Annotated in this window: 19 protein-coding genes, 1 tRNA gene and 1 pseudogene; 13 read left to right on the top strand and 8 right to left on the bottom strand. The window is 61.7% G+C overall.

From position 1 onward, the window contains the following. The first annotated feature begins 9 nt into the window (after positions 1-9). The 8 genes from AU465_RS07210 to AU465_RS07175 all read left to right on the top strand — a co-directional run bounded on the left by AU465_RS07210 (position 10) and on the right by AU465_RS07175 (position 6,779). Positions 10-1,455, top strand: a complete 1,446-nt coding sequence (locus AU465_RS07210; RefSeq protein ID WP_192245347.1) for a type II and III secretion system protein family protein — start codon at positions 10-12, stop codon at positions 1,453-1,455. Next, complete coding sequence (locus AU465_RS07205) at positions 1,442-1,738, top strand: outer membrane protein assembly factor BamD (RefSeq protein WP_192245345.1); 297 nt, start codon at positions 1,442-1,444, stop codon at positions 1,736-1,738. Before AU465_RS07210 ends, AU465_RS07205 begins: the two co-directional genes overlap by 14 nt. 64 nt (positions 1,739-1,802) lie before the next feature. Continuing rightward, positions 1,803-3,320, top strand: coding sequence for a TadE/TadG family type IV pilus assembly protein (locus AU465_RS07200; protein WP_192245343.1), 1,518 nt, complete (start codon positions 1,803-1,805; stop codon positions 3,318-3,320). Positions 3,321-3,325: 5 nt separating this feature from the next. Then, positions 3,326-3,817, top strand: coding sequence for a TadE/TadG family type IV pilus assembly protein (locus AU465_RS07195; protein ID WP_192245341.1), 492 nt, complete (start codon positions 3,326-3,328; stop codon positions 3,815-3,817). After that, entirely contained in the window at positions 3,811-4,446 is a 636-nt protein-coding gene (locus AU465_RS07190) for a TadE/TadG family type IV pilus assembly protein (RefSeq protein ID WP_192245339.1), read from the top strand. Before AU465_RS07195 ends, AU465_RS07190 begins: the two co-directional genes overlap by 7 nt. Next, positions 4,443-5,606: a CpaE/TadZ family protein gene (locus AU465_RS07185; RefSeq protein ID WP_192245337.1), complete on the top strand. Its 1,164-nt coding sequence runs from the start codon at positions 4,443-4,445 to the stop codon at positions 5,604-5,606. Before AU465_RS07190 ends, AU465_RS07185 begins: the two co-directional genes overlap by 4 nt. Before the next feature lie 55 nt (positions 5,607-5,661). Continuing rightward, entirely contained in the window at positions 5,662-6,225 is a 564-nt protein-coding gene (locus AU465_RS07180) for a L,D-transpeptidase (protein WP_192245335.1), read from the top strand. Next, positions 6,222-6,779, top strand: a complete 558-nt coding sequence (locus tag AU465_RS07175) for a hypothetical protein (protein WP_192245333.1) — start codon at positions 6,222-6,224, stop codon at positions 6,777-6,779. Before AU465_RS07180 ends, AU465_RS07175 begins: the two co-directional genes overlap by 4 nt. Positions 6,780-6,918: 139 nt before the next feature. Here AU465_RS07175 and AU465_RS07170 read toward each other — a convergent pair whose 3' ends face one another. Continuing rightward, a complete protein-coding gene (locus AU465_RS07170) occupies positions 6,919-7,455 on the bottom strand; it encodes a hypothetical protein (protein WP_192245331.1) in 537 nt (178 codons plus the stop codon). A 129-nt stretch (positions 7,456-7,584) separates the two neighbouring features. On the opposite strand from AU465_RS07170, the gene AU465_RS07165 reads away from it, so the two are divergent. Then, on the top strand, positions 7,585-8,286 hold the full coding sequence (locus tag AU465_RS07165; protein WP_192245329.1) for a thermonuclease family protein: 702 nt from the start codon (positions 7,585-7,587) through the stop codon (positions 8,284-8,286). A 259-nt stretch (positions 8,287-8,545) separates the two neighbouring features. Then, complete coding sequence (locus tag AU465_RS07160) at positions 8,546-9,292, top strand: GGDEF domain-containing protein (RefSeq protein ID WP_312891222.1); 747 nt, start codon at positions 8,546-8,548, stop codon at positions 9,290-9,292. Between the two features lie 86 nt (positions 9,293-9,378). Here AU465_RS07160 and AU465_RS07155 read toward each other — a convergent pair whose 3' ends face one another. The 5 genes from AU465_RS07155 to AU465_RS07135 form a co-directional block, all read right to left on the bottom strand. Next, positions 9,379-10,836: an NAD-dependent succinate-semialdehyde dehydrogenase gene (locus AU465_RS07155; RefSeq protein ID WP_376774828.1), complete on the bottom strand. Its 1,458-nt coding sequence runs from the start codon at positions 10,834-10,836 to the stop codon at positions 9,379-9,381. Between the two features lie 233 nt (positions 10,837-11,069). After that, a complete protein-coding gene (locus tag AU465_RS07150; RefSeq protein ID WP_192245323.1) occupies positions 11,070-12,293 on the bottom strand; it encodes an MFS transporter in 1,224 nt (407 codons plus the stop codon). Next, on the bottom strand, positions 12,290-13,684 hold the full coding sequence (locus tag AU465_RS07145; protein WP_192245321.1) for an NAD(P)-binding protein: 1,395 nt from the start codon (positions 13,682-13,684) through the stop codon (positions 12,290-12,292). Before AU465_RS07145 ends, AU465_RS07150 begins: the two co-directional genes overlap by 4 nt. A gap of 51 nt (positions 13,685-13,735) precedes the next feature. Beyond that, positions 13,736-14,056 carry an ArsR/SmtB family transcription factor gene (locus AU465_RS07140; RefSeq protein WP_192245319.1) on the bottom strand — a complete coding sequence of 107 codons (321 nt, stop codon included), beginning with the start codon at positions 14,054-14,056 and terminating at the stop codon, positions 13,736-13,738. 303 nt (positions 14,057-14,359) lie between these two features. Beyond that, a tRNA-OTHER gene (locus AU465_RS07135) sits at positions 14,360-14,425 on the bottom strand. 98 nt (positions 14,426-14,523) lie between these two features. Between AU465_RS07135 and AU465_RS07130 the strand changes: the two genes are divergently transcribed. Next, positions 14,524-15,006: a thermonuclease family protein gene (locus AU465_RS07130; protein ID WP_192245317.1), complete on the top strand. Its 483-nt coding sequence runs from the start codon at positions 14,524-14,526 to the stop codon at positions 15,004-15,006. Between the two features lie 22 nt (positions 15,007-15,028). Here AU465_RS07130 and AU465_RS07125 read toward each other — a convergent pair whose 3' ends face one another. Together AU465_RS07125 and AU465_RS07120 are read right to left on the bottom strand one after the other, a co-directional pair. Continuing rightward, complete coding sequence (locus tag AU465_RS07125) at positions 15,029-15,646, bottom strand: class I SAM-dependent methyltransferase (RefSeq protein ID WP_192245315.1); 618 nt, start codon at positions 15,644-15,646, stop codon at positions 15,029-15,031. 118 nt (positions 15,647-15,764) lie between these two features. Next, positions 15,765-16,082: a YMGG-like glycine zipper-containing protein gene (locus AU465_RS07120; protein WP_192245313.1), complete on the bottom strand. Its 318-nt coding sequence runs from the start codon at positions 16,080-16,082 to the stop codon at positions 15,765-15,767. A gap of 1,033 nt (positions 16,083-17,115) precedes the next feature. Between AU465_RS07120 and AU465_RS07115 the strand changes: the two genes are divergently transcribed. Both AU465_RS07115 and AU465_RS07110 read left to right on the top strand, forming a co-directional pair. Beyond that, on the top strand, positions 17,116-17,484 hold the full coding sequence (locus AU465_RS07115; protein WP_192245311.1) for a hypothetical protein: 369 nt from the start codon (positions 17,116-17,118) through the stop codon (positions 17,482-17,484). A 633-nt stretch (positions 17,485-18,117) separates the two neighbouring features. Beyond that, positions 18,118-18,511 (top strand): annotated as a pseudogene (locus AU465_RS07110) (recombinase family protein); the annotation flags it as partial. Between the last annotated feature and the right edge of the window lie 76 nt (positions 18,512-18,587).

Genomic DNA, 18,587 nt, shown 5'->3' with positions numbered 1-18,587 from the left:
AGACGAGGCATGAAGGGATTCTGGGTGAGGACAGCGGCGGCCGCGCTGTCCCTGTTGAGCGTATCGGCGATCTCTGGCCACCCGGCCATAGCGGCTGACCGCTTCATCGATGTGTCGAGCCCGTCGCTGCACCGCGTGTTCGTGCCCGTTTCTCAATCCGCCACGATCCAGGTCAATGCGACGCTGGGCGATATCGTCGTCGGTGACGAAAAGATCGCCGATGCCCAGCCGATGACCGACAAGACGCTCTACATCATCGGCAAGAGCGTCGGCACCACCACGGTCAACCTGTTTTCCGAGGACAAGCGCTCGCTGGGCGCCATCCAGATCGAGGTAGGCCAGGATGTCAGCGACATGGCAGTAGCCATTCGCCAGGTGGCGCCGAAGGCCCGCATTGAAATCGGCTCGATCAACGGCAAGGTGCGACTGAGCGGCCACGTCAAGGACGCCGCGACGCTGGCATCTATCGTGGAGGTGACACAGCAATACGGCCCCGACGCCATCATCAATGCAGTCACCATCGACGACAGCGAGCAGGTCAATCTGTCGGTGCGCATCCTGGAGGCCAAGCGCAATGCAGGGCGCGATCTGGGCGTGTCGTTCAGGAGCACAAACAGGAGCGGCACGACGCGAACCGGCACTGGCATCGCCGCAGTCGACAAAGACAACGTGGTGGCCGGGACCGGGGATATTTTGACCGGGCTGCTGTCCAATACCAATCCGTTCGCTGCATTGATTACCCGTATCATCGACAGCAACATCAAGGTCGACCTGATCATCGAGGCGCTGGAAGCAAAGGGCGTTGTGCGCACGCTGGCCGAACCGAACCTCACCACGGTTTCCGGCGAGACGGCCAGCTTCAATGCCGGCGGCGAAGTGCCGGTGCGCAGCGTCAACAGCCAAGGTGAAGTCGAGATCGTATTCAAGCAGTTCGGCGTCAATCTGAACTTCACGCCGGTGGTGCTGGACGACGGTAAGATCCACATCAAGCTGGCGCCGGAAGTGAGCGACCTGACCGGCTTCACCGCCGCCGGCGACCCTATCTTCACGAATCGCAAGCTGGCGACCGTCGTCGACCTGCGCGACGGCCAAAGCTTCGCGGTCGGCGGCCTGCTCTCCAGCAAGAACACCATACAGCAGGAACAGGTGCCGTGGATTGGCCAGGTGCCGATCATCGGCGCGCTGTTCCACAATTCGAGCACGCAGAAGGAAGAGACGGAGCTGGTGGTCATCGTGACGCCGCATCTCGTGCGGCCGGTAAGGCCCGGCCAGCAGCTTGCGACGCCCTTCGACAAGACGAAACCGGCCAACGACCCGGAGCTTTTCCTGCTCGGCCAGCTCGAAGTCAACAAGGACATGATCCGGAAGTATGAGCATGGCGACGGCGTCACCGGCCCCTACGGCCACATGCTGGATGTGAAATCGAAGGACAAGCTGGTCTATGTCAAGAAATAAGCTCCTGTTTGTCCTTCTCGGTTCCAGCCTGCTTGCGGGCTGCGCGGCGGACTATCTGCACAATTACGACACGATGACCCTGGCGTCGGGCGATACGCAGAAAGCCAATGAGCTGCTGCAGACGGTCGATCCGTACAACCCGGCTTCGAACAACACCAAGATCGAAGGCGACGGCGCACGGTCGGTCGCCGTCGTCCAGAAATACAGACTGGGGCCAGGCGGGTCGGCGCCGGCGACGAGCATGACGGTCGGTCCATCGAGCGAGACCAGCGCAGCGAAGTAAACAGAAGGATGCGGTGCGTCAGGCGAGCGAGGACGCCTGGCACGAATGGAACAGAGAGTAGATCATGTTGAGGACCATTCGTGAATTCTGGAACGATCAACGCGGCATAGCGATGATCCTTGTCGCCATCATGCTGCCGGTGCTTGTCGGCTTTGCATTGGTGACTATCGACATGAGCCGGGCCACCGGACTGCACAACGATCTGCAGAAAGGTGTCGACGCGCTGGCGCTTGCGGCAGCGGCGGAGCTCGACGGCAGAGCTGATAGCATCACCAGAGCCGATAGGGCCGTCACCAATCTCCTCGCCAACAGGACGCTGTTTTCGACATCGGGCAATCACCAACTCGCCCTGTCCGATGTAACGGTAACTTATTTGACTGGAATACCGGCCAGCGACAACACGCGACTAAGCGCCGCCGGTGTCGACTCGGACGGCGTGAACTGGGCCAGCACGGATCCAAAGGCTGTGACGTTCGCGGAAGTGACGGTGAACCCGTCAGGCCTGGCTGATGGCGCGGGCGCCTTCGCAACGATTTTTCCAGCCAACTTCATGGGTGCCAGCGACACCATGGACATTGATCCCCAGGCGGTGGCCGGGTTCACCCAGTCCATATGCGAAACCGTGCCGATCTTCATGTGCAACCCGTTCGAGACCGACACGCCGGCAACCAGCAAAACGATCCAGCAGGCGTTCGCATCGGGCGACACCTACAGTCGCGAATTTCGTATCCTCAAGGTCGACAGCAACCCCGGCCCCGGCAACTTCGGCCTGATCGACAACAACCTGAGTTCGCTGCGCGATGCTATAGCGATTGGCACTGCTGGCACGTGCTATAACCGAGATGCGCTCACCACGAAGACCGGCGTCACCTTGGGCCAGGTGAATACCGGACTGAATACCCGGTTCGATCTCTATAGCGGGTCACTGAATAAGGAAAACAAGAACTGGCAGTACCGACCGGCAAGCAACGTCCGCAAGGGCCAGAAGACCGGCTGCAGCAAATACGACCCTGTTGCTGATGGGACGGCGCTGCCCCTCCCTCCCGGCAACAATTACGTCGATTCAAAAGGAATGTCCGACAAGATCACCAATGCAACGACCTTTTGGTCGACATACTGGAGCGTCAATCACAAGGGAGCCGCTTTTCCGAGCATTCCAAGCGCGACCAACCCGATATCGAGCACCCAACCGCCTTCTCGATATGACGTCTATAAATATGAGATCGCGAACGGCCTCGTAGGAGATCAATCAAAGAATCCGACGAAAGAAACCGGGACGCCGTCGTGCTTCAAGGGTGACACGCCGACGGCGGATCCCGATCGCAGGCTCCTCAACATGGCAATCGTCGACTGCATCGCCAACAGGGACAAACTTAACGGACACGTCCAGATTAAACCGGACGGCTATGCGAGCGTGTTCATCAACACTCCGGTTCAAAAGCAGGACAACACCAAGGACCCTGAGGATCCTACAGCCGGCGAGAAGCCGATCAGTCTCGAGATCGTCGATGTCGACGGCGGGTTTGCGAATAATACTCTTGTCGACAAAGCATTTCGAAACGAGGCTCAGTTGTATCGGTGAGTCTCATGACCAAGCTCAGACAAATCATTCGACTCTTCCGGCGCGACGAGGACGGCACAGCCTTGGTCGAAATGGCGATCGTCGCACCCTTTGTGCTCCTGTTGTCAGCCGGCGTGTTCGAGTTCTCCAATATGTTGAACACACGTCTGCTCCTCAAGGCCGGCGTCGAGGATGCGGCTCGCTACATGGCGCGCTGCAGCAGCGATTGGGACACCTGTTCGGGATTGGCAAAAAACCTCGCGGTGAACGGTGCCGTGACTGGCGGCAGCGCGAGGGTCACCGGTTGGACTACAACGGAAGTAACGGTCAGCAAATCCTCGACCGCGGCAGTCGACCCTGGCACCGGCACCCAGCTCTATCTCAGCAGCAAGAGCACCGTCGACGTGGTGACGGTCAGCACGTCGTATACGTATCCTGATGTCGGGTTTTGGTCCTATCTTGGCTTTGGTGACCTCACTCTCAGCGTTGCCCATCAGGAGCGTGTCTTCGGATGGTGACGCCGCGCAACAGGTTCTGGGGCTGCCAGTCTGGGGCGGCGATGATTGAAGCGGCTATCGCAATGCCGTTGCTGTTGACCCTGCTGCTTGGCTTCGTCGACTTCGGATACGCCTTCTACCAATGGAACGCGGCAAACAAAGCGGTCCAGGCAGGTGCTCGGCTGGCGCAAATTTCCGCTCCCGTTGCCAGCGGACTCTCATCCGAGACGTTGACACAAAGCGACTTAGCCAAAGTCGGTACCGCGGTGCCGGCAAACACTTACAACTACATCTGCACCGCCAATAGCGCCGGAGTTGCCTCCTGCGTTTGCGGAGCAGGTGCCACCTGCCAAAACCTCAACGTGAGCCAGGCCGCCTTCGACCTGATCTTCAGCGGCAGCACCAGCCGCGCCGGGATGCAGACTTTCCTGCCAATGCTGAAGAAGTCCGAGGTTCGGATTCAGTATCAGGCATCCGGGCTTGGCTATTGGACGCGCCCAAGTGGACCGGTGCCGACCATTACCGTCAGCATCATCAACCATCAATTCCAGTTCTTCTTCCTGGGCGCACTGCTCGGGTTCGGCAACATGAGCATGCCTTCCATGCTGAGTACAGTAACGGGTGAAGATTTAAAGAGTACATGGCCATGAACGCCATCGACACCAGAGTTCTGCCCACGAAACGCAAGCAGGTCGCGCTGTTTTCGTCCGATCCGAATTTCAGGCACGACGTGACCACCCGGCTCGACGCGCTGGCGATCTACGACGTCAGGGTTTCGGAGGCGGTCGAGTTCCTCAAGGGGCCGCCGGTCGATACGCGTCCCGGCATCATTATCCTCGATCTCGGCAATGGCGAATTGCTCGGCAGCAACGCGCTCGTCGAGGCGCGCTCGACCTGGGCCTCGGTGCCGCTGATCGCGGTCTCGGGCGAGCTGACGTCGGAACAGACGCGCGTCCTGGTGCGCATGAATGCGTCGGACTGGCTGCACAAGCCGCTCGACCCCAAGGAACTGCTCAACGCCGTCACCTTCCACGACACCGGCAACCAGGGCACCAAAAGCCGGATCGTCACCTTCATTGCCGCCAGCGGCGGCGCCGGCGCGACCACGCTTGCCATCTCGGCGGCGGAGCATCTCGCCTCGAAATCGACCGAGCGGGCGGCCTCGACCTGCCTCGTCGACCTCGACTTCCAGAGCGCCAATTGCGGCGCCTATCTCAACCAGTTCAACCAGTTCGACCTCACGGGCATCATCGGCCAGCCGGACCGGCTCGATGTCGAGCTGATGGACGTCATCAAGCTGTCGAGGCCGTCCGGCCTGACCCTCTATTCCTTCGAGCGGCCGCAACTGCCGTTCGAGCCGCACGGCGCCGATTTCGTCTTCCGCCTGCTCGACCTCGTCGCCTACCGCTTCGACGACATCGTCATCGACCTGCCGAACATCGAGACGCCATGGCACAATTCGGTGCTGCAGACGAGCGACGAGATCTTCATCGTCTTCGAGCTCAACGTCGCCTCGCTTCGGCAGGGCAAGCGGCTCTACAAGAAGATCCGCGAATTGCGCGGCAACGCCGTCTCGATCACACTGGTCGCCAACAAGCACAAGCGCAAATGGTTCGGCAACCACTTCTCGCGCAGCGAGCTGGAGAAGATCTTCAAGGCGCCGCACATCAAGTCGCTGGCGCTCGACAACGCGCTGCTGGCCGACGCGCTGAACCGCGCTATCCTGCCCTCCGAGGTGGACGGGCGGGCCCGCTTCAACAAGGAGCTGAAGCGCATGTTCAAGGAGCGGCTGGACAATGCCCAGCGCTAGAGCAATTCCAGGAAAAGTGCGCAGCGGTTTTCCGTCCGGAATTGCGTCAAAGCAAATGCGGCGGATAGCGACACGCCTTGCCGGCGCCTGCTTGGTCAGCATCGCGCTGGCGCCGGCCTGCGGTTTCGCGGAAGCCGGATCGGGGCTGCCGCCGCTTCCCGCCATGGGCCCCAGCCTGCGCAAGACGGTCGCCTTCCAGACCGGCGAGCAGCCCGGGACCATCATCATCCGCAAAAGCGAGAAGGCGCTCTATCTGGTCACCAGCAAGGGCCAGGCGCTGCGCTACCAGATCAGCGTCGGCCGCGACGGCTTCGGCTGGACCGGCACGGTCAGGATAGCAGCCAAGACCGAATGGCCGGAATGGCGCCCGCCGAAAGAGATGCGCGTCCGCCGACCGGAACTGCCGGCGATGGTGCCCGCCGGCCCCTACAATCCGCTCGGCGCCAGGGCGCTGTATCTGTCGCGCGACGGGCGCGACACGCTCTATCGCATCCATGGCACCAACGATCCCAAGGGCGTCGGCTTCGACGGCACGTCCGGATGCTTCAGGCTGACGAACACAGATGTGATCGATCTCTTCAAGCGCGTCGCGGTGGGCGCAAAGGTGGTGGTTGAATGACGATGATCAGCGAGCCGGAGATTCCGGCAATCGAACTCGGCGAACGGGAAAAAGCCCCGGGCGGACCAAACCGAGCGGTGACAATCGGCGTCGTCGCCGCCGGCGCGGCGCTCGTCACCTTCGTCAACGTGACGGCCGCCATCTATCTTTATCGCGGCGTCAACGACCTTAGGGCATTGGAGGCGCGGCTGGACCAGCTCGGCCAGTTCGAGCAGCGGATCGGCGCCCGCATCGATACCGTCAACAACGGCTTCCAGAGCCGGTTCGAGACGCTGGACCGGCAGTTGCAGGCGAGCTTCGGCCATATCAACGGCAACATTGCCCGGCTGGAGCAGGGCCAGCCGGCAGCCGCCGACGCCGAGATGCCGCGGGCGCCAGAGCCCGGTTTCGCCGGCACGACCGTGGCGGAGGCGTCGGCAGTTGAAAACCCCGGGCCGGACTCCGTCGAGGCCTCGCCGACGTTCAAGCGGAAGGCCGCGCCGCCCGGACCCAATCCGTCCTATCAGCGCATCCAGCAGGCCGACGGCAAAGTCTATTACAAGAAGATCAACTGACGCGGCGCCGGGCGACAGAGCGGTTCACCGCTTCACTGAAGCGGCTCTGTCTCTTTGTTTTTGACGCAATTCCGAACGGAAAACCGCTTCACACTTTTCCTGGAATTGCTCCAGCGGATGGCATTTCGATCAGTGCGGCTTAAAGGTCACGCTGCAGCGCCAGGACGCGGCCGGCGCGGGCTTCGGCGCGCAGCCTTGCCTCGCGCAGGAAGGCGACATGGCAATAGGCGCAGGCCGCAAGGCCAAGGCACAGCACCAGGCAGTTTTTCAAGGTGAAGTCGATCGCCAGCGAGAATTGAAAGCCGCGCGGCGCGGTGAAGGTGGCGATCGTGCTCGCCGTTTCCGAATGGCTGCCGGCCGCTATCATCAGCCCGGCGAACATCAGCGCGGCATGGTTGGCGAGGAAGAAACCGGCGGATCTTTTGGCCTGGCAGGCCATCCAGCAGGCGGCCGACGCGACGAAGATGATGGCGGCGTTCAGCACCATCGAGCCGCCGAGATAGAAGTCCACCTGCTGCCAGAACATCGTCGAGAAGGGGCGCAGCTCGAGCCAGATGCGCCACATGGTCGGGCTGGCCGAATAAGTTCCGAGCAGGAATGTCGCCGTCCGCTCCGCCGCCAGCAGGAACAGCATGAGGGCCGGGAAGGCAAACAGCAGTATCGGCTTGCGCGTCATGTCATCCCCTCGACATCCGATGCTCGACTGTAGACCGCATTGGTTGCGCGAGACTTAACGCAACGCCTTGCTTTTCAAGCAATGTCGCCGACGCCTAATGTATGATCCGGTGAAACGACGAGGCGCGCTTTGGGCGAGGAGAAATCGACCGGCCGGCTTGCCACGACGCTCGGCGGCCTCGGGCTGGTCGCCGGCGCGCTGCTGATTGCCGCGTCCAGCCGCTGGCTGCCGGGCGAACTCCCCTCCCCGCCGGCCCAGGACGAAGGCAGAGGACAGCCTGGCCCTCACGTCGCAATTCATGACATGCGGCTAGGTCGGCCGGCGCGCAGGGTCGCCGAGGACCTCATCGCGCCGCCGCCGCTCGACGTGGCGGTGATCGAGCGCATCGAGCCCCGCCCTCCGCTCGGCGAGCTCGGTCTTGCCTCGCCACCGAAGACGCCGATGCCGCAGGAGTGGCGCGAGACGCTGCTTTATCGCCCGGTCGCCACCTCGTCGGCGATTTTCGAAGCCATGGGACGCCGGGTCGTCATCAGCGGGACCGTCGACATCGATCCCGACAGGACCTGCTCGTTCGGCGATGCCGTCTGGCCCTGTGGGCAGCGCGCTCGCGCCGCCCTCAACGCCTGGCTGCGCGGCCGGGCGCTCAAATGTATCCTGCCGCCCGATGTCGACCGCTTCGCCGTTGCCGCGCCCTGCATACTCGGCAGGCAGGATGTCGGCGCCTGGCTTGTCGCCAACGGCTGGGCAATGGCGTCCCCCTCAGGCATCTACGGCAAGGCCGAATCCGTAGCCAGGGGTGCCGAGATGGGCATCTTCGGCCCGCCGCAATAGGGCATCCCGGAAAAGCGCGTAACGGCTTTCCGTTCCGGCATTGCGTAAAAACGGAATGGTTAAAGCAGCTCGGCGGTCCTACCAAACGCTGACCTGTTTCAGTGACCGAATCAAACCGTCGAAGCGGGAAGCAGGTCGCAGCCGCTGGCGAGTGCATTTCGGAGAAACGATGCTGATTTCCTTCAAATTGTAGGCCTCGCTGAAACGGAAATCGTAACACACCGCCTTTAAGCCAATGCGTCCAACAGGAGATTGGCCAGTGAGCACAAAAAAGCAGACCGCGTCGACAGGAGCCTGGAAATATGTCGCCTGGCTATCCGTCCTGGGGACCGCCGGCTGCGTGGGCCTGTCGCTCGGCCTGAACTATCTGCTCCTGCTCAGCGACGCGTTGACGCCGTTCGGCCGCAGCGTCGTCACGGCCGCCCTTCTGCCCGTCATCATCGGTCTGCCGCTTTTTGCCCTGCTCGGCTGGAGAGAGGTCGAGATCCGCCGCTACCGGCAGGAGCTCACCAGGTCCGGCACCTACGACCATCTGACCGGCTGCCTCAACGGGGCGGTGTTCACGTCAATGATCGACAGGCGGGCGGCGCGGCCATCCGGCCCGCGTTCGGGCGCCTTCCTCGTCATCCACCCGGAACATCTTGCATCGATCAACCTGCGCTTCGGCCTTGGATGGGGCGACGAGGCCTTGCGTCTCATCGCCTCGGCTATCCGATCCTCGTTGCGCAAGGACGATCTGATCGGGCGCATCGGAAACTCGATGTTCGGCGTTTTCCTCCCCGGCGCGACGCAGCAGGACGCCAAGGAGATCGGCGAACGCGTTCGAGAAGCGGTCGGACAGATCTATTTCGCGCCGAAAGGCGACAAGGATGTGCTTACCATCCGCGTCGGCGGCGTTGTATTCGAGCATGAACTGGCGTTCGAGGACATGTTCCGGTCAGCGGAAGAACTTCTGTGGGAGGCTCAGGACGAAGCTGACCTGGCGTTGTCGCATATCAGCAACTGAACCCGCGGGCGGAACCCAACGACCTGCTCGGGCGATAATTCCGCGACACGTTCGTTCTTCAAAAGCCGCCCTGCTCGTTTTATGCCTCAGATGCCGCCCATGCAGAGATATTTCATCTCAAGGTAATCCTCGAGACCGTGGCGGGAACCCTCCCGCCCGATACCCGACTGCTTGACCCCGCCGAATGGCGCGGCTTCCGAGGACATGCGTCCGGTGTTGATGCCGACCATGCCGTATTCCAAGGCTTCGGCCACGCGCCAGACGCGCTTTAGGTTGGAAGCATAAAAATAGGCGGCGAGGCCATAGATCGTGTCATTGGCCTCACGCACGACCTGATCCGCATCCTCGAAGCGGATGACCGGAGCCAACGGCCCAAATGTCTCTTCCTGCGCCACCGTCATTGCGCTGGAGATATCGGTAAGGACCGTCGGCTGGAAAAACGTGCCGTCCGCGCCAATCCGGCCTCCGCCACACCGGATCGCGCCGCCTTTTGCTACGGCGTCGGCGATGTGGGATTCGATCTTGGCCAGAGCATGCCTGTCGATCAGCGGGCCGATCGCGACACCGGGATCGAAACCGTCACCGACCTGAAGCTGACGAACCCGTGCCACGAATTTATCGACGAACTCGTCATGAACGCCCGATTGCACGTAAAGGCGGTTCGCCGAAACGCAGGTCTGGCCGGCATTGCGGAACTTCGCCTGGATCGCCCCGTCCACGGCGGCATCAATGTCGGCGTCGTCGAAGACGATGAATGGCGCATTGCCGCCCAGTTCGAGGCTGACCTTCTTGATCTGGTCAGAGCACTGGCGCATCAGCAGGCGCCCGACCTCGGTCGATCCGGTAAAGCTGATCTTGCGAACTTTGGGATTGTGGCAGAGCTCACGCCCCACCTCGGCCCCCTCCGAGGCATAGATGAGGCTCACGACGCCGTCGGGAAAACCGGCCTCGGCGGCGAGCGCGAACATGGCGCCTGCGACAAGCGGCGTCTGCTCGGCAGGCTTCAGCACGATGGCGCAGCCCGCCGCCAGCGCCGGCGAGATCTTGCGCGCCACCATCGATGCGGGGAAATTCCACGGCGTGATCGTGCCGACGACGCCGATCGGCTGCTTGATCACCAGCATGCGGCGGTCCGTCGACGGCGCCGAGATCGTCTCGCCATAGATACGATTGGCCTCTTCGGCGTACCATTGCAGATAAGCGGCGGCATGGGAGACTTCCGATTTGGCCTCGGCGAGCGGCTTGCCCATCTCCGCGGTGAGGATCGCCGCAAGGTCGTCGGTGTGGGTGACGATCAGCTGATGCCACTGCCATAGCATTTCGCTGCGCTCCCGGGCGGTCAGCCCTGCCCATTCGGCCTGCGCGACATAGGCCTTGTCGATCGCGGCGCGCGTCTCCTCGACGCCCATGTCGGGAAGTTCCGCCAGCAGTTCGCCGGTCGAGGGATTGAAGACCTCGAACGTGCGCCCGCCAGCCGGCGCGCCAAGCGCCGGCACGCGGTCGATCGCGCCGAACAGGTCGGGGGATTTCAGGTGGCGGATCATCGGCAGGCACAGCGGCAATACCGGTCTCCCCTTCAAAGAGCTGACGTTTCAGAGGGCCAAGATGTATTCCGCACGCCCGTGCCTCTCATAGGGCCTGGGAAGGACGGCGGTAGACCCACCTTGGGCAGCCGGCATCCTTGAAGTCATCGATACGAATGACGGCTCCAGCCAAAGGAGAGCACGCCGGCCTATTTGAAGCATGGCGGTTGAACAGCAATTGTGCCGTTCGGGTGCTATTGAGCGTGAACCGGGAAACTCGGGCGGCGCATGACGATCCAACCCAGCCCGCAGGCCAATACGACGTTGATCAAGGCCAGCCCGGAAAGCGCAGCCAGCATGCCTTGGGCTCCTGCACGTTCCAACAGCAAAGCGCCGACCGACGGAGCCGCCGCCTGTGCCAGCAGGCTCGGCATGGCAAGGCGGCCCATCAGTTTGGCGTAGCCTGACGGGCCGAACAGAGCGAGAGGGAGGGTTCCCCGTGCTATCGATTCCAGGCCGATGCCGGCGCCATAGAAGGCGAGCGCCACTGGGATGATCGGCAGTTCTGCCCAAAGAGCCGATACGCCGATCGCCACGAATGTCACGGACGCGAATTTGGTCCAGATCGGATGGTGGTAGCGGGCAACCACCATTTCGACTGCCCGGGCGCCCACTTGGGACGGACCGACCAGGGCACCAAGCCCAACGGCGGCTGCAAGCGCCATGCCGTTGCCCTGCAGGATCGTGAGCAGATGGACCGACAATGTCGAAGAGATCACCGCTGCAAGCGTAAGCGTCGTAGCCAGAACGACCATGGTTCCGAGCTTGGGGTTGTTCTCCCTGTCGGGCGCCGCCGGATCCGTTCGTGCAGGTTTGGCCGTCAGCTCTTGCGTGTCTCGAGGCAACACAAACAGATACAAAGGAAGCGCGATCAGGAGCTGAACGGCGGCGTAGGACAGGCAAGCCCCGCGCCAGCCGACCTCTGCCATCAGGAAGGCCGAGATCGGCCAGCAGACAGTGCTGGCGAAGCCGCCGAAGAGTGTAAGCGTGGTGATGGCGGAACGTGCGCCGTAGCCATAGAGGCGGCCAAGCGTGGCGAAAGCCGCGTCATAAAGGCCTGCGCCCATTCCCAGCCCGATGACCAGCCATGCGACGATGTAAGCGACGAGGTCGGGCGCCGCCGCGAGGCCGATCTGGCCAACGCCGATCGCCATGGCACTAAGGGCCAGGACGCGGCGACCGCCGCGACGTTCAATTGACGACCCCACGCGAGGCGAGATCAAGCCGGCGACCAGAAGCCCCAGCGAAAGGCCACCCACCACCCAACCCAGCGGCCAGCCGGTGTCGGCCGCCACCCGGGGTGCGATCACCGCCGGGAGATAGTAGGACGACCCCCAGGCCATGATCTGGGTCAATCCCAGCACGGTCATGATGGCGCCGCGCTTCGGGACGCCGGCCGTTGGCGATCGCAAGGTCATGCGGCGACGCCGCAACCGCAAACGCCCTTGCCGACAGCTTTCGCTTCCGCATCGGCAACGCAGCAGGCGTCGACTTCTTTTGGCGCCGGTCCGCCACAACAGCCTTTCGAGGCCGCGGAGATCGAAGAAATCGATCTTGTGGTCGTGCAGACCCCGGTCTCGGGCAGTGCCAGATGCACCGCGTCGGCGGATGCCAAGTCGCCGGCAATTGCTGCTGCAACCGAGCGCACCTGTTCATAGCCGGTCAACAGCAGGAAGGTCGGCGCCCTGCCATAGCTCTTGATGCCGACGGTGTAGAAGCCGGGCTCCGGATGGCTGAGCTCACGGTGACCGTGCGGCGGAACATCGCCGCAGGAGTGTTCATTGGGATCAATGAGCGGCCCGAGTGCCTTGACGCCTTCAAGCCACGGATCAAGGTCCAGCCGAAGTTCTCTGGTTATCGAGAGGTCAGGGCGTTGGCCCGTCGCGGCGATGATCCTGTCGACAGGACCTACGGTTCGTGTGCCATCCGCGGTCAGGCCTTCCACCTGCAGGCGAGCGTCGACTTCGCGAATCGCCGTCGTTGCAAAGCCTGTGACCAACTGGACGCGGCCGCTCTCAACGAGATCTCTGGCATCGGATCCAAGCTCACCGCGAGCCGGCAAGGCATCGAGATCGCCGCCGCCATAGATGCGGACAAGGTCGGCGCCGCGCGTCAACCATATCGCCGAGGTGCCTGGTTCGGTTTCTGCAAGCTCGGCCAATTCCAGCAAGGCATTGGCAGCGGAATGGCCGGACCCCGCCACCAAGGTCGTGCGACCTGCATACAAAAGGCGGTCCTTTCCGAGGACATCCGGAATGCCGTAGGCAATTCGGCTTGCCAATTCCGCTTCACCTTCGGCCGGTATGCCGCCCGCGCCGAGCGGGTTCGGCATTTGCCAGGTGCCCGACGCGTCGATCACCGCACGGGCGCTGTCCCGTCGCCTTCCGGCTGCGGTCTCGACGATGAGCATGAAGGGCTTGTGTTCGCGTCCCTGGGTCAGGACCTTGTCGGCTCCCCATCGCGAGACCGCAATGACGCGAGCATTGGTTTCGATTGACGGCGCCAGTTCGGGAAGGCTCGCAAGCGGCGCGACGTAGTTGTCGACCAGCTCCTTGCCTGTCGGGAATGCCTCGGGTTCCGACATGCGCCACCCACGGCTCTCAAGAAGCTGTCGCGCCACCGCGTCTACACAATAGCTGAAGGGCGTGAACAGCCGAACGTGGCCCCAATCGAGAAGATTGGATCCGACCTGGGCGCCAGCCTCATAGAGCTTTACCGGGATACCGCGGCCGACAAGTTGCGTCGCTGCGGCGAGGCCGACCGGCCCGCCGCCGATTACGGCTACAGGGAGATCTTCAGCGATTGTCATTTCTCTACCTTCCATAATTCCGGTACTATCGAAATAAGGGGCAAAAAGAGATCAAGCGACGGCTTCTTCCTCGGATGGATTGCAAGCTGCATCCGCGCAGCACTCATCCGCGAGAAAGCCGATCAGACCATTCATCGCGGGGTAGTTGGCGCGACAAATCAGCGTCGTCGCCTGTCGCTCCTGCGTCACCAATCCAGTCAGAACCAGGCGGTGCAGGTGATGCGAGAGCGTCGACGCCGCAATGCCCAATTTTTCCTGCAGGCTTCCAACAGGCCTGCCTGCATCACCGGATCTGACGAGCATGCGATAGAGGTTGAGCCTCGTTGGATTGCCGAGCGCTTCAAGCTGTTTTGCTGCTTGTTCGAGTTTCATGGAAATAACGCTACTCTCCCGATATCGGCCCGTCAACGCTATTTCGACTATTTTCGAAATAAGTGACTGCGAGCTGCGGAGATGTTCGAACGGCAAGGATGAGAGGCCAAACAGAATGACAGCGCCTCCGGCGACCGGAGTTATCGGCTCGCCAAGGAGAGTATATGCTGTCGGAATACCGAAGATCGGCATCAAGAGAATGAACGCGCAATCTGGTCAGCGCGATGCAGGCGAAGCAGGCCATACCAGATCGACTATGCGGCGACGAACCCGCCAATTGCCAGCACCGCTACCGCGATAGGCTGGTGCTGCGAGAGAGGATTGAACTCTCGACCTCTCCCTTACCAAGGGGATACCAGATCGAATTATATCAGTGGGTTAGATGTCGCCAGGCTTCAACTCCACGAATATTCCGCTGATAAGGCGTTCTGGTTCCAGCTTCGTTCCCATGGAAAACAGGAGAAAGCATGTCCTCTCGCCGCGCGGCGCTGTGGTTGGGTCTTCTGTTCGCCTCGCCCGCGGCGGCCGAACCTTTGGTCGGTGTGGCCTCCGTTATCGACGGCGACACCGTCGAAATCCACGGCACCCGGATACGCCTCAACGGCATCGACGCGCCGGAGAGCGATCAGCTTTGCCTCGACACGGCCGGCAAGAACTACCGGTGTGGGCAGAAGGCCGCATTCGCCCTGGCGGACTTCCTCGACGCGCATCGGCCGCTGTCCTGCGTCGAAGTCGATCGCGACCGTTACAAGCGCATGGTGGCAGTCTGCACCGCCGGTGGTGTGGACATCGGCGAATGGATGGTCAGCCAGGGCCAAGCGCTCGACTGGCGAAAATACAGCGCCGGCTTCTATGCGCGCGCGCAGCGTGAGGCCATGTCGGCTAAGCGCGGCCTGTGGGCCGGGTCGTTCACCGCGCCGTTAGAGTGGCGGAAACAGAACCAACGCTGAGCAATATGCTAGCCGGTGCAACTCAAGGCGCCCTTTTTGCAAAGGCCCACACCATAAGCGGATATTCTTCGTCATTGCTCAGATCCCGCCAAAGCCCGTAGGCCCGCACCGGGCCGCCGATATGCGCCTTGGCACAGGCCTTGTTGCCCCAGCCAAACGCCTGCACATCGTCTTCAGCGAAGCCGCCCTCGACCATCAATTGCTTCAAGCCCGCCGGCGTCCAGCGGTTGTAGTCGTGTGGGCGGGCATGCACGCGGAACAGGAACGGCGTCGCCACCATCGCCCAGCCACCGGGCCTGGTCATGGCGTGGATGTTGGCGGCGGCCGCCAGCGGTCGCTGCACATGCTCCAGCACCTGGTCGGCGATGACGATGGAATATTGCTCCTCGGTGCGGTCCTTGCAGATGTCGAAGTCGGGGAAATCGAGTGACCGGTAGTTCGGGCACATCGCCTTCCAATAGCGGTTCCAGCCCGGCGAGATCTCGATCACGTCGCGCGACTTGCGGTTGGCCACTTCGAGGAAGGTCGTGAAGGCTTCGATCTGGCGGATGCGCAGCCAGTTGCGGCTATCGTAGCCGATCAGTCGCTTCACTGCATGTTTGCCGCGGTTCTTCAGCGCGCCGGCAAGGCTCGTCGTCATCTCGACCTCCTCCGCAGCCCGCCGCAAAAATGGTTCTACATCGAGAAGCGTGCAAAAGGATGACAGACGAGGGAGCCGGCGTAGAAAACGCCGTCTCCCATAATCAAAGACCCAGAGGTCAATAGTCGCCGTTGTAGTACCGGTCGTCGCAGGGCGCGGTGTAGATGCGGCCGTAGCGGTCCTGGTAGCGGCAGAGCTGCTCGCCGCGGCGCTGCGGGGTGGTGGCCGAGCCGACGACGGCGCCGAGCAGCGCACCGCTCGCGGCGCCGATCACCGTGCTCTTGGTGTTGCCGCCGATGGCCTGGCCGACCAGCGCGCCGCCGGCGCCGCCGATCAGCGCACCGGTCGTGGCCCGCTGCTGGCCCTCGGTTTGAGTCTCGCATCCGGCAAGCGCCGCGGTCATCAGCACCGCTACAAGAACCTTCTTGATCATCATCTCCAGAACTCCTTCGAAGCCCCAAAGACCAAAAGAAACAGGGGCGTACCCGGCCGCAGTGGGCTCGCATTACGGCGGAACGGCGGCGGAGCCCGCTCACGAAATGAGTCAGGGTTTCCCGGTGGTTGAAGGCCATGGTTGCTAAACGGCAAAGGTGCCTTCGCGGCAGTAACATCCGCTCCAAGATCGTGAGTACAATTGCACGTGCGGTTGTCCGCCTTTGCCATGCAGGGGCATGTTTCTGGCGCCGAATGCGAAATTCTAAGCCGCTTGAGGTACAACAAATCTGACGACTGAGTCACTTTACGCGCGCGGCTCCCCCGAAATGCTGATGCGCGTCAATGCCGCGATTACGCCCGCTCTGCCCAGGCACCTATGGGACGAGGTAGCCGGCGAGACGGGTGCTAACGTTAAGAGTAAGTGGTTGTTTTAATTGAGACCGTTACCGGGAGCGTCCTGTTCCGCGTCACCTGCATGCAACAGACGACCATGGTGTATCTGCCGGGACGCAAGGCGCGGTCCCAATACTTTAAATGCATTGCATTTGAATATTAGTTATGTCTAATCTTAACGTTCGGCGTGGCATTGGGAGGCCGTGCCGCGTTCCAATGATGCGGCGTGCGTAGCATGTCAGGAGGAACGAAATGAAAACGATCCTTATCGTCACGACAGCGCTTGCATTCGCAGTCTCCGCTCCCGCGTTTGCGGATCCTAAAGGCACTACGACGACAACCACCAGTGAACAGGGACATAGCGGAAACCCACCCAACAACGATAATGGGACGACAACGACTACCACAACGACCGGACCGAGCGGGCAGATCAATAACGGCAAGACCGACTGCAACAATTGCTCAACGTCGACAACAACGACCGGCCCGGGGAACAAGTAAACCAAAGATGATTATGACCTTGTTATGCGGGAAAACCGCGGGCATGCGATGAACACCATCTGCTAAAGGGAGAGGGTGCGGATATTTTCGTTGGGATACCGCCCCCTCTTAATTCAAAAACGCCCTTAAGCCGAACCCTGATGCTCGCCAGCGCGGTCAGGCGCTACCGGCAGCGGAATATGGTAGGCATGGCGGCAAGCCTGCTGATGGCCGCCTTATGCGCTTATGCATTGATGCTTTCACCAGCTCGGTCGGAGCCGGCGCAGACGCCAATCGCTCGCTGTGAGTTCTTCCTACTACTGATGATGTCGCCCAAGGATCGCGGGCTGACTTACAGGCGGCTCAGCGCAACTGAGCGGTCCGATCCTCCGAAGGTGACGATTGAGTTCGAGACCCGCAACAAGGCCCATGCTCCTGGCCGCACGACCGGGTCTTGCGAATTCGATCGAGATCGGCGCCACATCACCTTCTTCACCTTGCACGGACTGCGTAGCCAGATCGTCCAGTGACTTTCCGGCTTCGTCCTTATGGAGGGTTCGTGCTGCTCACGATGTGAGTCATGGTTTCCCAGCTGTTGAACAGCATGGTCGCCAAAACGGAAAGACGGTGCGGTCACCGAGGGAGACCAGCTACCTCACGCAGGGCCAGTGTGACGGCCTTCACAGCGGTGGCCGGCTCGGCCGAATATTGTTTTTTAGAAAAGCCTAATTGGTGTATGGCAATTTCGGCAGACGGTTGGTGGGCGCCAGCCGAAGTTCGCGTTTGGGGCTAGCGGCATTGCCAGGCAATGTCGACGGGGTGGGTGAAATGGAACTAGAGTTATTCGAAAGCGAGTGCCAAGGCTGCGGCGGCACCGGCACGATGTTCGAATGCCCGAGATGGCGAAGCTCTAATGGCCATTGCTGCCCGGCGGGGACGCACCAACATAAATGTCCTGGCGTGAGCGTGCGCTGCGTAGAGTGCGAAGGGACAGGCTCTGGGGCGCAGAGAGACACGCGGCGTTCAACTCAGCCGACCTGCTAACTGGTGCTGCAGCCTTCAGACGCACCTGGATAGTGGCTAGCGAGTCTTCTCGGTCACTACATAGCTTGTCAGCTACGCCAGCGGGCCTATTTCAGACATCGGCACGACGGCGCAAGGGAATGGACAAGGTTGCAGCGGCCCGCATCGGGTCTCGAGAGAGGCGGCGGATTCGCGCGGCTCAGTATCTGCGAATGTCCACCGACCGACAGACTTACTCCATTGAAAATCAGGGATGCGATCCGCGACTATGCGGCTCTCATGGGTTACGACATCGTCGCCACATATGAGGACGCCGGCAGAAGCGGGCTCAACCTTGATGGGCGGCCCGGTCTGCAGCAGCTGCTGGCTGATGTTGAGAGCGGGCACGCCGATTTCGAAACGGTTGTCGTTTACGATGTGAGCCGCTGGGGGCGATTCCAGAACGTTGATGAAAGCGCTTCCTACGAATTCCGATGCCAGATGGCAGGGGTGCGAATCGAATTTTGCGCCGAGCAGTTTGCGAATGACGGTGCGTGTTTCAGTAAGTCCCGGACACCGGTTCAGTAAGTCGCGGACAGCAATTCCACTAAATCCCGGACAGCGATTCCGC

This window comes from Mesorhizobium silamurunense (assembly GCF_014843905.1).
In the GTDB taxonomy this organism is placed as follows: Bacteria; Pseudomonadota; Alphaproteobacteria; order Rhizobiales; family Rhizobiaceae; genus Mesorhizobium; species Mesorhizobium silamurunense.
Note: the sequence above shows the minus strand (reverse complement) of the source record. Positions and strands in the feature narration are given on the sequence as shown.